General features: G+C 52.0%; 12 protein-coding genes. 9 read left to right on the top strand and 3 right to left on the bottom strand.

Annotation, left to right across the window (positions count from 1 at the left end; genetic code table 11):
- Positions 1–44: 44 nt before the first annotated feature.
- Complete coding sequence (locus KGB06_RS12920) at positions 45–467, bottom strand: ester cyclase (RefSeq protein WP_223516285.1); 423 nt, start codon at positions 465–467, stop codon at positions 45–47.
- Positions 468–598: 131 nt separating this feature from the next.
- Here KGB06_RS12920 and KGB06_RS12915 point away from each other — a divergent pair, with 131 nt between their 5' ends.
- The gene (locus KGB06_RS12915) at positions 599–1,492 is read left to right on the top strand and encodes a LysR family transcriptional regulator (protein WP_223516283.1); all 894 of its coding nucleotides are present in this window, start codon (positions 599–601) and stop codon (positions 1,490–1,492) included.
- Between the two features lie 1,057 nt (positions 1,493–2,549).
- Here the strand turns inward: KGB06_RS12915 and KGB06_RS12910 are convergent.
- Positions 2,550–3,476: an HNH endonuclease gene (locus KGB06_RS12910; protein ID WP_223516281.1), complete on the bottom strand. Its 927-nt coding sequence runs from the start codon at positions 3,474–3,476 to the stop codon at positions 2,550–2,552.
- 308 nt (positions 3,477–3,784) lie between these two features.
- Here KGB06_RS12910 and dsr1 point away from each other — a divergent pair, with 308 nt between their 5' ends.
- The 7 genes from dsr1 (at position 3,785) to KGB06_RS12875 (ending at position 14,911) form a co-directional block, all read left to right on the top strand.
- A complete protein-coding gene (gene dsr1 / locus KGB06_RS12905) occupies positions 3,785–7,612 on the top strand; it encodes an anti-phage defense-associated sirtuin Dsr1 (RefSeq protein WP_223516279.1) in 3,828 nt (1,275 codons plus the stop codon).
- A 1,155-nt stretch (positions 7,613–8,767) separates the two neighbouring features.
- Positions 8,768–10,612, top strand: coding sequence for a DUF6119 family protein (locus KGB06_RS12900; RefSeq protein WP_223516276.1), 1,845 nt, complete (start codon positions 8,768–8,770; stop codon positions 10,610–10,612).
- A 969-nt stretch (positions 10,613–11,581) separates the two neighbouring features.
- A complete protein-coding gene (locus KGB06_RS12895) occupies positions 11,582–12,181 on the top strand; it encodes a hypothetical protein (RefSeq protein ID WP_223516274.1) in 600 nt (199 codons plus the stop codon).
- Between the two features lie 361 nt (positions 12,182–12,542).
- Complete coding sequence (locus KGB06_RS12890) at positions 12,543–12,752, top strand: hypothetical protein (RefSeq protein ID WP_223516272.1); 210 nt, start codon at positions 12,543–12,545, stop codon at positions 12,750–12,752.
- 299 nt (positions 12,753–13,051) lie between these two features.
- Positions 13,052–13,480, top strand: coding sequence for a class I SAM-dependent methyltransferase (locus KGB06_RS12885; RefSeq protein ID WP_223516270.1), 429 nt, complete (start codon positions 13,052–13,054; stop codon positions 13,478–13,480).
- A gap of 507 nt (positions 13,481–13,987) precedes the next feature.
- Entirely contained in the window at positions 13,988–14,191 is a 204-nt protein-coding gene (locus KGB06_RS12880) for a hypothetical protein (RefSeq protein ID WP_223516268.1), read from the top strand.
- A gap of 342 nt (positions 14,192–14,533) precedes the next feature.
- Positions 14,534–14,911 carry a DUF6124 family protein gene (locus KGB06_RS12875; protein WP_223516267.1) on the top strand — a complete coding sequence of 126 codons (378 nt, stop codon included), beginning with the start codon at positions 14,534–14,536 and terminating at the stop codon, positions 14,909–14,911.
- A 130-nt stretch (positions 14,912–15,041) separates the two neighbouring features.
- On the opposite strand, the gene KGB06_RS12870 is transcribed toward KGB06_RS12875, so the two are convergent.
- Positions 15,042–15,464 carry an organic hydroperoxide resistance protein gene (locus KGB06_RS12870; protein ID WP_223516265.1) on the bottom strand — a complete coding sequence of 141 codons (423 nt, stop codon included), beginning with the start codon at positions 15,462–15,464 and terminating at the stop codon, positions 15,042–15,044.
- 146 nt (positions 15,465–15,610) lie between these two features.
- Here KGB06_RS12870 and KGB06_RS12865 point away from each other — a divergent pair.
- Positions 15,611–16,487, top strand: an 877-nt coding sequence (locus KGB06_RS12865; protein ID WP_223516263.1) for a hypothetical protein, incomplete at its 3' end; no start/stop codon positions are given.

Genomic DNA, 16,487 nt, shown 5'->3' with positions numbered 1-16,487 from the left:
ACGGCCTGGCTTCTTAGCGAAAAATACCAGGCCATATAATCTACTTAAACGTATTCAATAATGCCGAGCTGTTTCGCCATGAATAATTCATTTCGCTCAACAATTTCTTCGATAATCTTTCCATCAGCATTGAATCGAAAATAAGTTAACGCCGTCCATGCAAGGTCTTTTCCTGCGACATCAAACCCGTGCCAAGTATTAGACCCCTTGGCCTGATGCATCAATGCCACCACCACTACATCGCCAGCAACAACTTCTTTCTGGAAGGTCGTGTATATAGAGTCATATCGATCAGTCACATTCAGCCTCAACGCCTCTTTGAAAAGTTTCACACCAACGATAGGCGCAATACAGTCCGGTCTATGAACAACGACATCATCCGCGAAAAATTCCGCCACACGATCCACATCTTTTCCATCAACGCAGAATTTAAAATAGTTTTTTACGATCTCTAGATTATTACTCAATTTAATGCCTGTCGAATTTCCTTCAGCGCAGATCATCTTTGCTGCAAGGGATAGAAATAGATTAACGGTAGCAATTAAACTGAAAAAGCCTTTAACTGGAAATCACATTTCCGCTCACTGGAACAATGCTGATGGATCGCTGGACCGAATATGAGCTGTTTGTAAAGGTCACCGAGTTGGGCAGCTTGAACAAAGCAGCGGAGGCGTTGGGCTTATCCAATGCCGCTGCAAGCCGCCACCTGGCGGCGCTGGAGGACCGTCTAGGAGCGAGGTTGATTGAGCGCAGTACCCGTCGATTGTTTGTTACTGAGGTCGGGAAGGACTTCTACAACAATTCCAAAGCCGCTCTGCTGGCCATGCAAGGCGCCACCGACGCCGTCTCCGCGACCAAAAGCCATCCAACGGGTGTGTTGCGCGTTACCGCCTCTTTATCTCTGTGCCTACAGCATATATTGCCCCTGCTGCCGAAGTTCAATCAGCAGTACCCTGATGTTCGCTTAGACATCGTTGCTGAAAACCGTTACTACGACATCATTGACGACAACATTGATGTAGCTCTTCGGACACGTGAAAGTGAACCTGACACCAGCCTGGTGATTCGGCGCTTGACTGAGACACGGCGCACGCTAGCCGCGTCGCCTGATTATTTGCGACGTCACGGATGTCCCGAGCACCCTCAGGCATTAGTTGACCATCAACTCTTGCTTTACACCTACGCCACCGACCCTTATGAAATGGTTTTCCAGCGTGAAGAGGAGTCCATCACGATCTCGACAACAGCATCATTTGAGTCCAACGATGGTCTGCTCTTGCGGGCAGGAGCGCTGCAAGGGTTAGGCATTCTTGCGCAGCCCGCGTATGTGATACACGACGATATTGTTGCGGGTCGATTGATTCCAGTTTTAACCGACTGGAACCTGCCCAGATTAGCCATCAATCTCGTTTATACATCCCGACTGCATTTGCCTGCGAAAACGCGCGCATTCATCGACTTCATCGTCAAAGAGTTTCAGCATTTAGACTAACGCAAGGGCTCTATGCCCCGCCGTACCGGATGAAGATGGCTCAATTGCCCCCAATCCGAACCTTGAATACTTCACCTTGCATGTCCTACAAAGCCATTCCGCCAATTGTTAACACGTGGAACTGCCGCTGGACAGTTTTGATCTGTATCGCAGTCGCCCATCTCAAGCACTGAACCCATTTCTGACACCCGTTTAACTCCTCGCCTAATGACTAATGGGTCATCTGAAGCCTATCAATGGGTCCTCCCGAGGGGGTGGGGCTAGGGGGTAATTCGGGCCCCGCGCCTTCGGTATATATGACCTTTTTTCGGTGGTTGGTTGTTGTTTTGTCGATCACCGCAAGCCCCGCCCCCTATGGGTTTTGCGGTCCTATACATCGCAACAACTCAGGCCAGCCATATCGATGGGTGAATGGCCTAGGTTGGTGTATTGCCGATGGGCTGCCCTCGATGGTGAAAACAATCATTAACGGCATGGCCAGACTGATCGATTAACGATTGGGTCGTTAGACCGGGGTTCAAATCGGTCACGGGCTAGGTTGACCGGCGTTAGATTCGGAGATTCTGGTAATCCTCTGGAGCCCTTACAGGACAAGGCCTGCAAGGTCTTTCAGAAAACAACCATAGGTGAGGATTTATAATCACCTATTGCTGATCATCTGACTCAATTGGGAGAACGAGCCGCCGTTGATGTGCATTGATGACATGCTCAGACACCCTTGCGCATCGTCAATCACATGCGGCCATGAGGGCGGTGCCTCGCAGGTATTCCAGTCGGTACCCTCACACTCAACCACTCGGATTTATTCCGTCCTCTACTGCTACCTCATCAACGCACGCCCCGAACGTTATTCACCCCCTTGTGTCCGGTTTGACGACTCATACCCTTTGTGGCGATCGGCCGCACACGATCAATACTTTCCATTCTGCCTGCCTGCATTTGGCCAGAAGCGTCAACGCAGAATGGCCGGTACCGACACAAAGCAGGCATTCTTGAGAATACTTGGAGCGAGATAAGAGAAATTCAAGACCGCCTAACGAGGCACGATTGATTCAGGTTACGACTTCGCGACTGGGGAAACCTCCATCGAGTTAAATCGTACACGGACCTTGTGGGGGAAGCTGTCTTGATCCCTAGAAGAGAAGTCGCGTTCTATATGCTGTTGCTGGCCGTAAATTACGATTTCTTCTTTTGGCCTGGGATCGGGGAGGAAGGGAACTTCTGATTCCATTATGACACCCGACTCCATATCCAGCAGTGTCGGGACGATGGTCATCAAACTGTACCCCCCAAAGGCTATCCAAAAGATACAGTGTGGGAAGGTTTTAGTGTTCCGGCAATACAGCTTGTAGACGCACTTGTTGTAGTGCATTCCGGGGATGAGTGTTTCGACTACCAAGGCTGGACTAATGTTGAGGTCTTGGGGCGATAGAGGATTAAGCCATTCTAAAGTCGGTTTAAAGAGCCAAAGATTCTCATCTCTGGTAATCGAGACAGCGATCTTGCAGAGTGCTTTGTAGGCCATGAAAGGAACAAACGGCCTTCGCTGCATGAGCCACGAGACAGTGTTTTCATCCTCATGGTGCGTCAGCACGTCATCTTCGTTGAGCTTCACGGCCATGTGGTTTGTATGGCGATCGAACTGCAGGAAGTCTATCTTTTCGTCACTGTGCTTTGGCGTTTTGCGCGATTTGTTCGTGACCCCGTTCAACGTTCTGAAAGGGTGCGTATACCTCTCCAGGTGAGGCTCGATTGTATTTCCGAAATGCAAATTGCAATTGTCGCACTCGGAATTGAGGATGAGCTGGTGGTTCCCAAGAAACTCCGGGATAGCGTGGGCTTTGGTTTTGAAGGTTGTTGTTTCGTTGTTGCCGCCACAGAAGCGGCAAGTGAAGCGAGCTCCAAGGTAGCGCTTATGCCCTGCACCGGCCGTGCCTTTTTCAATCAGTTGAAACTCACCCATCAACAGATCTTCAGCACTCATCATTCATCCTCAAGTCAAATTTGTCCTACGAAACTGATCAACAAAACACCGTAAAGCCCTCGGCAGGCACACTCGCTACCTGAGAATCAGGGGGCGCCGTCAGCACCGCTGTGTAGTCCCTTCATCATGGCGAACGGCATATCACGAATTTGTAGTGCCCGCTTGGTTCGCCAGCTCGATTTAACACTTCAAGAGAAGAACCGTGGGAAGTTCGCTAGTGCGGATAGGCGAATCCCCAAATGCATGCTACATAAACCGTCGCCAAGATCTCGCGATGCCACCAAACGAATTTAAGGGAGAGCAAGGGAATGCAATTTGTCGCTAATGGGCCAGATATTCCCGATGAACTATTGCGGGCTCATGAGGAAGGTCGCGTAGTTTTCTTCTGTGGCGCGGGCATTTCCTATCCAGCGGGCCTGCCTGGTTTCAAGGGACTGGTAGAGCAGATTTATCGGCGAACGGGCACCACGCGTTCTGCCATCGAGCAGCAGGCTTTCGACCGCGACCAGTTTGATGCCACGCTCGACCTATTGGAGCGGCGATTACCAGGGCAGCGCCTCACCGTCCGACAAGCCTTGGCACAAGCTCTGAAGCCCAAGTTAAATCGCAAAGGTGCGACAGAAACTCATGCAGCCTTGCTGAGGTTAGCACGCAGTCGTGAGGGGGCTTTACGACTCGTCACCACCAACTTCGACCGCGTATTCGACACAGCAGCCAAGCGTACGGGGCAAGCATTCCAAGAATACTCTGCGCCGATGTTGCCTATTCCGAAGAACAGTCGCTGGAACGGACTGGTGTACCTGCACGGCCTACTACCCAGAAAGGTGGATGACACGGCATTGAACCGATTGGTGATGACCAGTGGTGATTTCGGACTGGCATATCTCACGGAACGTTGGGCCGCTCGCTTTGTGAGCGAACTATTCCGCAACTATGTGGTGTGTTTCGTCGGATACAGCATCAATGATCCGGTACTGCGTTACATGATGGATGCGCTAGCCGCCGACCGAATGCAAGGCGAAATTACGCCGCAGGCTTGGGCTCTGGGTGATTGCGAACCAGGGCAAGAACACCATAAAACTATCGAGTGGGAAGCCAAGGGTGTTACACCTATCTTATACGATGTTCCTGCCGGAGGCCTTGATCATTCGGCATTACACAACACCTTGCACGCGTGGGGGGAAACTTATCGTGACGGCGTGATGGGCAAGGAGCGTATCGTCGTTAGTCATGCCCTTGCACGGCCATCGGCCAGTACAAGACAGGATGACTTTGTTGGTCGAATGCTATGGGCGTTATCTGACAAGTCCGGGCTGCCAGCTCGACAGTTCGCGACGTTCAACCCCGTCCCATCACTAGATTGGCTGCTTGATGCATTCGATCAGTATCGCTACCTACACGGCGATCTCACCCGCTTTGGAGTGCCATCGCACAACGAGCCTGATACCAAGTTGCGTTTCAGCTTAGTCCGCCGCCCAGCGCCATATCCACTTGCACCACCCCTGATGCTGGTATCCGGCGGTGCCTCGAGCTCTCAGTGGGACGACGTTATGTATCAGCTCGCCCGTTGGCTGGTCAGGCACCTCAATGATCCGCAGTTGGTTATTTGGAGCGCGCAGCAAGGTGGACAACTACATGACCGTTGGTCATGGCTGATTGACGAACGGTTGAATGAATTTTCTCGCTTGGAGCGCGAAGGTAAAACAACGGAGCTGAATGAAATTCGCAGCCACGCACCTAATGCCATACCTGGACCATTGATGCGAACCTTGTGGCGCCTACTTCTCAGTGGCCGGGTAAAGTCGCCATGGCGCGAGTTTGATTTGTACCGTTGGAAGGATCGCTTGAAGCGGGACGGACTGACAGCCACTCTGCGACTCGAATTTCGTGAATTGTTTGCGCCCAGGGTGACATTGAGGAAGCCACTGCGGTGGGGCGAAGAATCAAATAACATCGATGAGCCCAACTCGCTTCGGCAATTGGTGGACTGGGAACTGGTGCTGGCCGCAGATCACGTTACCGCAATGCTTCGAGACCGTGTAGAAGACGGCTGGGAATCAGCTTTGCCGTCGTTACTGGAAGACATCCAGCAATTGCTACGCGATGCGCTTGACCTGCTGTGCGAGCTAGGCGAGGCCGACGATCGTAGCGACCGATCATATTGGGACCTGCCTTCTATCAGCCCGCATTGGCAAAACCGCGGCTTTCGCGACTGGATTTCGCTTATCGAACTGCTTCGCGATGCGTGGCTAGCAGTTCGCGATGTTAATACTGTCCGCGCGACACGGATCGCGCAGGTATGGTTCGAACTTCCATATCCAACGTTCAAGCGCCTGGCCTTCTTCGCCAGCAGCCAGGATGGCTGCATTGCTCCCGAGCAGTGGGTGGACTGGCTGCTGGCCGATGGAACTTGGTGGTTGTGGACAATGGATACGCAGCGAGAGGTATTGCGGCTTCTGGTACTGCAAGGTCACAGATTGGCACAGCCTGCCCAGGATCGACTGGAGACCGCAATTTTGGCTGGTCCGCCACGCGAGATGTACAAAGAGGAACTTGAACTGGGTCGTTGGCAAAGTTTGGTCAATCGATCTGTATGGCTACATCTGTCTAAACTTAACGCGTCAGGGCTCGCTCTGGGCGCAGCTGCCACAGCGCACTTGGAAGACCTTTCCCGTGCTAATCCGAATTGGCAGTTGGCGACTAACGAGCGTGATGAGTTCTCACATTGGATGAGTGGTACCGGCGACCCTGACTACGAGGAGCGCCGAGATATAGACATTGCGCCACACAAACGACACGAACTCGCTCATTGGCTCAATCAGCCACTACCCGATCGCCGTCCCCTCTATGAAGACACTTGGCGCGAGGTATGTCGAAAGCATCTAATGAACAGCCTGTTCGCGTTGAGCGACTTGGCACAAGAGGGCAAATGGCCGCCGGAAAGATGGCGGGAAGCGCTGCAAGTTTGGAGCGAAAAGGGCCGGGTGTTGCGGTCGTGGCAATACGCAGCTCCACTGATGCAGAAAATGCCAGATGTTGTGCTCCTCGATGTTGCGCATGGTGTGGCGCAGTGGCTAGAGGCCGTTTCCAAGTCGATCAATAGACATGAGGTCATCCTCCTGGAGCTATGTCGTCGCATGTTAAATCTGCCGTTGGAAGCTGGCTCCGGTATGACACGAAATGGAGAACCGCTCAACGAACCCGTGACCGAGGCGATTAATCACCCAATAGGTCGCGTTACGCAGGCCCTGCTGAACTTTTGGTTCAAGCGTGAGCCGAACGACAACGATCGGCTTCCATCCGAAATCGAGCCCTTCTTTACTGACCTCTGTGATGTTCGGGTGGATCGGTTCCGTCACGGCAGGGTGCTGCTAGGCTCGAGATTGATCGCGCTTTTCCGCGTAGATCGCCCGTGGACCGAGCAACACCTGTTACCGCTGCTTAATTGGACGATCAATCCGGTAGAGGCTAGAGACGCATGGGAGGGCTTTTTGTGGTCGCCCCGTCTGTACCGGCCATTGCTGATCGCATTCAAATCACAGTTCCTTGAAACTGCACACCACTACGCCGATTTGGGCGAGCATGCCCAACAGTTCGCGGCCTTTCTGACTTATGCGGCGTTAGGACCAATTGATGGCTACACAATGGAGGAGTTCCAATCTGCATTTGGAGTTCTTCCCCTAGAGGGACTACAGGAGTCTGCACAAGCTCTCTCGCAGGCCCTTGAAGGGGCCGGTGATCAACGCGAAGAGTACTGGAAGAACCGCATTCAGCCATTCTGGTTGCACGTTTGGCCTAAATCCCGCGAACTCGCGACTCCGCGCATTGCAGAGTGTTTCATTCGATTGATCATTGCAGCAGGCTCTGAGTTTCCCGCCGCATTGGCGGCAGTCCAAGACTGGTTGCACCCGATCGAACATCCCCAGTATGTAGTGCATCTATTGCAGAAGTCCGGGTTATGCGGTCGGTTTCCAAGAGATGCTTTGCGATTGCTGAGTCTAGTCATCGATGATCAGCCATGGGCTCCTCGTGAGCTGGGACAATGTCTGGATTTAATCGTGCAGACGACACCAGAACTGACCCAGAACGAGCGATATCAACGGCTCTTGGACTACTCCCGCCGACGAGGGGGATGAGTTGTGAGGGAAAGTTTTTAAAAGTCAGTTTTGGCAGGTTTATGCGATTGGTTACTTCGGATGCAAACGGCGCTCCGCGGCAACATATTGAGACGGTCGGTCATCTGCGATGCAATTACACAGAGCCATACCAAACACTAATGCTCTCCAGAGACACACCGGGGACCCTGGCACTGTGGTTGAAAGACGGGTGCGAAGACTCGCGCAAATTCGTTAGCGGCACCCCGTCAAAGTTAGTTAACTGGTTAACTCGGTTGGTTAACTTGGCTGAAAGCCTTACGGACCGTGGCTTGTAGCCCGGTTAACTAAGCATTTGAGCGGGTTAACTCGACTATCCTTCAATTCGCCTGATAGACAAGCGGGCCGTGGCTTTCAGAGCGGTTAACTAAGGAGTTAACCGACTATAACACTCGGTTAACTGGTTAACCGCTTGAATTGATCGGTTAAATCGGTTGAGAGCCAAGTGGGCTGGGGCTTTCAGGCTGTTAACCTAGGAGTTAACCGACTGATTTACTCGGTTAACTCCTAGGTTAACTGGTTAACTCGGTTGGTTAACTGGGCTGAAAGCCTTGGGAGCCGTGGCCTGTAGCCCGGTTAACTAAGCATTTGACCTGGTTAACTCGAGTATCCGTCAGTCTTTACCGGTGATATCTCGCGCTCACTCTCGCGTTTTAAACGCGGAGGTAATCCGTCATTTAATTTCGACCAATTACAACGAGAGTATTCGGGGGTGTCATTCCTCAAAACGCCCCCCTCCAACGCGGAGACTATGCGGCATTTTAGTCTTGCTGATCAGCTGCCTTCTCAGCCGATCTTTCCACCCTTCTGGCTATTTCTGTTCCCCCAAAAAAACACTGGGGTACAAGTTCCCCCGCTCAAGCCCCCGGAAACATTGGCTGTTCCCACTGTTCCCCCGTTCCCCCTTTTTTTGAAATCAGTCACACATTGGATGACGGACAATCGCGGCAGGTAGGGTGGGCGCGTGCGGAGAGTGTGTCTGCAGCATGCAATAAAATTTCCTAGTTAGCAGAACTGATCGGCTTTTGGACTCATTAGCAAACGACAGAGGCCTAGGGTACTCTGCAATGGATGGCAATGGGCCACTTTTAGCATGAGTTAGCCAAGCAGCGGCTATCGCTGCGCTTAGGAGGAGCGATGAGCATAAAAGGGAACGGGAAAAAGATACCGCTAAACGTCTATTTGCTGAAAGAAAACAATGGAATCCTATGGGACGATAAAGAAGTAATTGCTAGCCCAATAGGATCAGGCGGTAAACCCCAGAAAATTCAGACGGAAAAGCACCTCCTCGGCCCCGAGGGGATTTACGGTACTCTCTTCATTCGGAAGCCAATACTTGAAACTACACCTGATTGGCTTGAATTCATCGCCCAGGGGTTGAATGAGAGCGTAAAAACTAAGAGTTGGACAAATAAAAGCGTGTCCGCTCTTCTCATAGTGACTCATAACTCAAGACAGTTCGCGATCGCCTTTGGACATGGGCGGCACATGATTGAATCGCGGTTGATAGAAGATAGATTTGGCATAAGGGTTGTGCTAAATAGCGTTTCGCCAGACAGAATTGCCTCAATTGATCGGCAGACTTTTGATGCATCCCCAAGAATAAGCCGGACGCAAACTATAAAGGCGTCCTCAGTCTCTGACTACATGATTAATGCTGAGCAGGATCTGTTGAGGGGATTGGTAGGATTTACAAAGCCTGAATACTCTGATGTTCTTGGACCATTAATCGCTGGAATTGACTCATTTAAGGCTTCAGTTCCTGCAGAACTTGCAGGATTAGCAAATTTATTTACGACGCTGCTAGATCGCTCTGCTTCTAAGGACTATTTGTCCCGAAGTGTCGATGGCCATAATAGTGAATTCTCCTGGGTCGAAAATTTACTTCCTGTAAAGGACAAAGATGTCATTGAAGAGCTAGAGGCGCAGCTTTGGAACGCACTGAGATCTTCCGACAAGCATAATATGTGGCTTGCAATCCCCGATATTGTCGACTGGAGTAATGTGGCTGGATTTTCCTATCGGGCGGAAGCCGAGGGCACGGATATACAGGAAGTTCTGTATCTTGAAAAGTTCCTCGATACTTTTCGACGTGATGCGACGCTAGAAACTGTTAAACGTCGTGATATCTATATGATTCACACTGATGGGCGGATATCGGCGAGATTTAGTGCCTTCAAGTGTATTTATGCTGAGATAAAGCATAAGGCGAAGCTGTTTATCTTGCATGCCGGAAGCTGGTTTGGCGTAGAAGAATCTTTCCAAGCATCTGTTGAGAAATATTACTCTGATCTTGACAAGAAAGTCTTTGCTATTCCTTTTGTGGAATATGATCACTCCGGCGAAGGAGAATACAATGAGTACGTATGTGCTCAGGCGTCGTCCACTCATGCAATGCTTGATCGGCAGCTAATTAGATTTGGCGGCAGCTATGACAAGATTGAGGTCTGTGATATTTATAAGAAGCAAGGCGGAGGCGAGAGAGGGGAATTCATTCACGTAAAGAGAGGACGAGGATCTTCTAATCTTAGCCACTTGTTTGCTCAAGGCTTAGTTGCTTCTACGCTTTTAGTTCGTGAGTCTGAGTTCGTTAAGGATGTAAATAAGCAGCTAGCAAAACAAGGCTTCCCGGCGCTACCAGAGAAATTTGAGGCTAAAGGAAACGATATCGTATATGCAATAATTGATGGCGAGAACTCCTCTAGCCTAGACATCCCATTCTTTAGCAAAGTAACGCTTCAAAATTGCGGAAAGACTATAACTTCATACGGATACGGGATTAAACTCCTACATATCCCTGAATCTGCAGCGCACCGTATTAAGGTTGCTCAGAAGGTAGCGACAAAGAAGCTTAAAAAGAAAACCACAACTGCTGTTAAAACCAAAGTCAAAAAAAGCACGACAGGAAAAAGCACTACAAATCCATCAAGCGGAATTAAAAGCGGAGTAAAATCAAGCGAAATCAACCCAGTGCCTAACTAACTTAGCAACGTCGTGGGTTTTGATTCTGGATGATTGGTTTGCGAGCCTTGGTTTAAGGTATTCAAAGGCGATGTCGACTTGTTTGGTGTACTGAAGTACGAGAAGCAGGTAGCCCAGCAAGGAGACATCAGTGGCCTCTGGGTTTATTCGCCTGACCGAGTTGAATGGGTCCATCGTTCATTATCATAAACACGATGGGGAACCATTACCGTTCCGGTAACGATGCCCTTTTCGCATCAAGATCCTTTCAATTTCAACGTTGAAATTTCAGTAAGCTGGTACAGCTGCCGCTATCACGATGTCGCGTGTTTCCGCCCCCCGTTTCCTTAGGAATGTCTCAGGGGCCCTGGCGTTTTTTTTTCAGACGTTCACCCTCAATGGCGTGCTGTGAAGCAAATAGGCAGACGGTCTAGTGGATCTTCGCTTTACTTAAGCTGCACACAGCGAGCTAAGGTTTTGACGGATGGCAGGAGAGATGGCTAGTCATGGAAATATTTAGTGCTCGAGAAGAACATGCCCATCAAGGCTGGGTGTGGTTGCAGGATGCTTCCCTACCGTCTAGAGGCGTGATCAAAATCACAAACCCAAATACTAAAAAAAGCGTCTACTGCGAAGCCCTCCAAATTGACGCCAACTTTCTCAAAACCTATAACCAACCGCCCCGGCGGACCATAACAAAACCGGAGGAAACACTAGTCATAGGCTCCTGGTACAGGAGCGGCCTAGGCGAAATTGTTCCGCGAACCGAAGTATCGTTAACTGTCTGTGCCAGCAACTCCTGGATTGGGCAGTTCCGCGCTTGCGTTGGCCACCCTCAAGTAGTTGTTCGGCTGGCGGCGTGGCTTGGTGGCACCGGGCTCATTCTTGGTGTTATCGGCCTTATCCTGGGTATCGCTAGCCTTTGTTGAGTAATGAGGTTTCTGGACTGGATCATCAGTCGACCCATGATGTTAGCTCTCGGAGGAGCACATGAAATGTTGCCAATGCGCCACCCCTGCTATGTACCAGATAGGGGAAAACAACGTTCCGCTTTGCCTAGACTGCTACTTCAAACTCACCCAGATTCGACAGCAAGAGTTTGAGAACAGTGAGCGGATGATCAACTACCTGAATGATGAAATGTCATCCATTTCCGGCTTCCCACCAGACGGTCCTAAATTCCCTCCCCGTCCACGCCCCGTTGTTGTAGCAGGTACTAAATTGAACAATATTTCAGTCAATAACAGCGTCGTAGGCACGATCAACACGGGGTCCATCGGAACGGTTGATCAGTCAATCACAGCACTGATGCAAAACGGTGAGCAGGGGCTTGCCGAAACAGTGAAAGGTTTGTCGGAGGCAATTCTTCAGAGCGGCGACTTAACTCGGAATCAGAAGAACGAGCTGGTGGAGATCTTAAGCTTTGTGGCAAAGGAGTCTGCTGCGCCAAAAGATGCCCGGCGTAATACGGTCGCAATTTCGCTCTTAGAGAAAGCGACCAAAATTACTGAGCTTGCGTCTGACATAACGGACGTCTGTCAAAAGTGGTGGCCAGTCCTGTTTGCTGCCTTTTCAGTGGCTACCGGCTAACTCATGATTGAGCTCCACACCGAAAATCTGAGCCGAAGCAATTCCGATGAGAACATAGACTCGTTTGAGGGCAGCATACGCCAGCGTGTATCCCTACATGTATCCCTCGAATCACCACACCACTCCAACCTCAATGTTTACTGGTGATTTTTGTGCAAGTTCAAATGACCCCGGCTCCACCAATTGAGACACCAACGAAGCCCGCCCAGTGCGGGCTTTGTTGCATCTGGAGTTTCACATGTTGCTGAAGGTTGTTGTGGATTCATACAGGCCTCAGCGACTTTTCAGCAACTCCTTCCTCCGGTGTTCTGCCGTCCCACTCCCTCCCTGCTACGCTGATTTACGACACGGAGGAAATCCCATGCCGAACTCAGACCTACTCCCTTCCCTGCTCTTCAAGCTCAATGAAAACCAGCTCGCCCTTGAGGCTGCCATCATGGAGCTGTCGAACTGGGTCGAGCAGCGCGGATCGGCCGACGTTGCCGATAACGTGCGCGGCGCCATGGACACTATCGACAAGAATGAAGAGTTCATCAAAATGACGCTTGCGGTAATGATGACGCCGGAGTGACTGCCCGGTGTCAAATCCCACCTCCGGCGTCCTGCCGACCGAGTACAACCCCTATACAAAGGATGAGCAGCCAGATGGAAGTCATGGCACATCCTTGAAGAAAACGTGCTGGCCCAGCTTCAAGGTCTGCCTCGCAGCAGCTTGCGCGTTATCGCACTCAAGAACCGAGCAGCCATAGGGAATCGCCTCCTTGTAGGCCTTGCAGCAGTGGCCAACGGAGGTCATCGGCTGAATGTTGCAGCCCTCTCTTCTACCATGACACCAAGCGAGCTATCTGGGCGCCTGTAGTGGATAAGGTCGTGGGGTTGCTGGGTGGTTTTGGGGCGGTAGTGAATCAGGTCAGCCGGCCGGTCTGGGTGGACGTGGGGTGCGGCGACGGCGCGCTCGTCATGACGGCCGGAGACTACGGGTTTTCGGCAATAGGCCTGGATGCCCGCGCCGAAACCGTCAGCCAGATTCAGAACCTGGGCTTCAATGCACTGCAACATGACTTCATGACACTGCAATTTGAGGTCGTGCCCGATGTACTGTCCATGATGGATGTTCTTGAACACATGCCTTACCCGCTTGAAGCCTTACGCAAAGCAGCGCAAGTACTTCGCCCTGGCGGAGTGATTGTTATCAGCCTGCCTGATTTGACCTCTTCGAGCTGGAAAATCATGGATGCGGAGAAAGCCAACCCTTACTGGTTGGAAATCGAGCATTACCATAATTTCAGTCGCGACTGACTCGTTGCACTCTTGATCGACAGTGGTTTTGCCGTTGTCGATTTCGCAGTTCCGAACCGGTATAAAGCCCAAATGGAGCTTTATGCGGTGCGCCAATAACAAACCCAAGAGAGAAGAATGATCCAAAGCTCAGCATCTTCCAGGCAAGGCTGAGCCCTGGCTTCCTGACTCAAGAATAAAAACACCCGATGCACTGCACCGGGTGTTTTTTTGTTTACATGCGAGCGCGCAAGCAGAATGCGTTACTTCGCCTGAGTACCCCGCCCCCCCCATGCGCCAAGCCCTCCTGATCGTAGACATGCAGCACAGCTTCGCCCCGCCGCAATAGCTTATCGATGGCATCCGGACGCTCGTCGATCACTGGATCGAACAGACGGGCTGGCCGTCAGGCTTTGGGAGCATCCTATCAAGCACACAATGAAATCGACCGGGTTGTACTCTGTAACTTCATTGGACGGTTCAACACAATCAGACCTACGCTGTACTACTTCTCCCAAGGATGGCGCCATGAAATACAAAATGCTGATTGTCGCGTTAACCCTCTCCCTGTCGTCCGGTTGTGCGTACTACAACGACCGCACCACCGACACCAGCAAGAACGGGCGGATTGCCTGTGATGCCGAGCCTGCCAATCAGCCGGGCTGTTATACGAAGCAGTCGAAGGATTGGAGTTGGGGTGGGTTGAAGTTTGGGGTTGGGGCTTCGAACTAGTGTCAGCAAGGGACAGGTCCTACAGCTCTCGTGAGTGTGGGGATTGTTTCCGACAGGTTTTGACGGTTGTTGTGTGGGAAGCAGAGTGGATAGGCTTTGTCGGTCGCTGCATATCAGCGATCGGGTGTGGAAACCCGAAGATAAACAAACATGTCCCCATGGCATACTGTGGCGCTTTATTTCGGCCGCAGGTTCAAGTTATGGCGGCTGTGCGTGGGAGACCCTCGGGTCTGCCGGGTTTTGTCCGTTTATCTCGGTTTTTCCACCCCGCGCACAGTTGCCACCTATTCGAGTGGAATCGGAAGAGTGGCAGCTCCAATGACTTAAAAGGACGATATTGCCATGATTAAAGAAACCCCAAATCCGCCTGCCGCGGATGACGTCTCCCCCTACGAATCCCCCGATTCCAAAAAGCTCAACGACGCCGCCGACCGAGCGCTCAATCACTACCTCAATCCCTCCGCCCTCAAATCACCCGTGGCCCGCAAGCCAAGCACGATGTTTTTCGTCTCGCCGGATATGATGGATGAAGACCTGTTGGCGCATGCCTGTGAGTCCTTGGCTTCGGCGAGTGTGATGACGAGTAATTTCGCGGGGTATCTGGAAGGGCCGCATCGGCATACGGCGATGGCAATTCAGCAGATTGTGATGCTGGCGGAACTGGCGGTGAATCGGATGCTGGATAACTTCGAGCTGCCAAAAACTTCACCACACAGCTGATCCACCTGTGGGAGCGAGCCTGCTCGCGATGGCGGCGTGTCAGTCGACATCCATATTGAATGAACGATGGTTATCGCGAGCAGGCTCACTCCCACAAAGGCAATTCGGTGTGTGTGTGTGTGGGCGGGAGTCAAAGCACTTTCAAATCAACCGACACATGCCCGCGCGTCATCCGCGAATAGGGGCAGATTTGATGCGCAGCCTCAGCCAGTTCACGCTTCACCCCAGCGTCCAACCCGGGAATATTGACGTTCAACCTGACCGCCAACTGAAAATCCCCGCCACTGGTTTTACCCAGATCGACCTCGGCATCCACCGATGTATCTTCCGGCAATTTGATTTTCATCTTGCCCGCCGCCACCTGGATAGCGCCGATAAAACAGGCCGAATAGCCGAGGGCAAACAGTTGCTCCGGATTGGTGCCGGGCTTGCCCGAGCCGGGGGAGCTGAAGGTGACGTCGAGTTCGCCATCGCTGGACTTGCCGGTGCCGGTGCGGCCGCCGACGGTGTGTGTTTTTGCGGTGTACAGAACGGTTTCCAGTGCAGTACTCATGGCCGTGACTCCTGAAGGGAAGCGACAGAGTAGGCAAGCCTAGCAGTGCAGCATCTGCTCACAGGTGACGTTTGTCGGTTTTGTGTCTTCGCAGACTCGCTGGGTTTTATCTATCCTTTCGCTCCAGGTTCTCTCAGGAATAAAACATGAACCTCTGGATCAACGCCGCTCTGTTGGCCGTGGTTTCCACGTTTGCACACGCCGTCACCGAGCTCGCGCCTCGTGTCGAGCATGTCCCTTTCGATAAAGGCGCCGATAGCGTCAAGTTCAAGCACTCGATCAAAGGCCCACTCACCGCGCAGTACCGCGTCAGTGCAAAGGCAGGCCAGATACTGACCGCCGACCTCAAGCCTTCCAACGCATCCGCCTACTTCAACATCACCACCAAGGGGGCCGACTATGCGCTGTTCAACGGATCGATCATGGGCAACCACTTCATGGGCCCTTTGCCCGTCGATGGCCAATACACGGTTCAGGTGTACCTCATGCGCAACGCTGCACGGCGCAACGAGGTCGCCTATTACAGCCTTTCATTGAACCTCAGTCCCCCGACGGACAGCGCCCAACCGTTTGATCAGACTCTTGAACTGCAAGGCATACGTTTTCATGTGAAGGGGGAATGGGTCGACGGGAATCCTGTAGTGCGCATCTCGCCTCAAGGATTGGAAATCGACAACTCGGAGATCACTCGACCGCTCACCGGCAACATCGCACGCGCGGAAGTTGCCGACCTTGATCGCGATGGCTCACCGGAGATTTACATCTTCGCCCGATCACCCGGGCGCGGGATGTCGGGGGAGCTGGTTGCCTACTCGGCCAACCGCAAAAAATCGCTGAGTGAGATTTACCTTCCAGCCGTTAGTGAGAACGCGAAAATGGCGGAGGGGTATCAGGGGGAAGAGGAGTTTGCGGTGGTGGAAAATGCGCTGGTGCGACGGTTTCCGGTTTATGACAGTCCTGAGGCTGGGGCGGGAAGGACGGGGAAGATGCGACAGGTTCAGTACAGGTTGGTGGCTGGGGAGG

Source organism: Pseudomonas sp. GL-B-19, from assembly GCF_019956415.1.
In the GTDB taxonomy this organism is placed as follows: Bacteria; Pseudomonadota; Gammaproteobacteria; order Pseudomonadales; family Pseudomonadaceae; genus Aquipseudomonas.
Note: the sequence above shows the minus strand (reverse complement) of the source record. Positions and strands in the feature narration are given on the sequence as shown.

What these genes read in the sequence shown, in the direction of transcription:
- KGB06_RS12915 (WP_223516283.1), top strand. Translation starts at nt 599, where the DNA reads ATGGATCGCTGGACCGAATATGAGCTGTTTGTAAAGGTCACCGAGTTG.
- KGB06_RS12910 (WP_223516281.1), bottom strand. Translation starts at nt 3,476, where the DNA reads ATGAGTGCTGAAGATCTGTTGATGGGTGAGTTTCAACTGATTGAAAAA.
- dsr1 (WP_223516279.1), top strand. Translation starts at nt 3,785, where the DNA reads ATGCAATTTGTCGCTAATGGGCCAGATATTCCCGATGAACTATTGCGG.
- KGB06_RS12900 (WP_223516276.1), top strand. Translation starts at nt 8,768, where the DNA reads ATGAGCATAAAAGGGAACGGGAAAAAGATACCGCTAAACGTCTATTTG.
- KGB06_RS12895 (WP_223516274.1), top strand. Translation starts at nt 11,582, where the DNA reads ATGAAATGTTGCCAATGCGCCACCCCTGCTATGTACCAGATAGGGGAA.
- KGB06_RS12890 (WP_223516272.1), top strand. Translation starts at nt 12,543, where the DNA reads ATGCCGAACTCAGACCTACTCCCTTCCCTGCTCTTCAAGCTCAATGAA.
- KGB06_RS12880 (WP_223516268.1), top strand. Translation starts at nt 13,988, where the DNA reads ATGAAATACAAAATGCTGATTGTCGCGTTAACCCTCTCCCTGTCGTCC.
- KGB06_RS12875 (WP_223516267.1), top strand. Translation starts at nt 14,534, where the DNA reads ATGATTAAAGAAACCCCAAATCCGCCTGCCGCGGATGACGTCTCCCCC.
- KGB06_RS12870 (WP_223516265.1), bottom strand. Translation starts at nt 15,464, where the DNA reads ATGAGTACTGCACTGGAAACCGTTCTGTACACCGCAAAAACACACACC.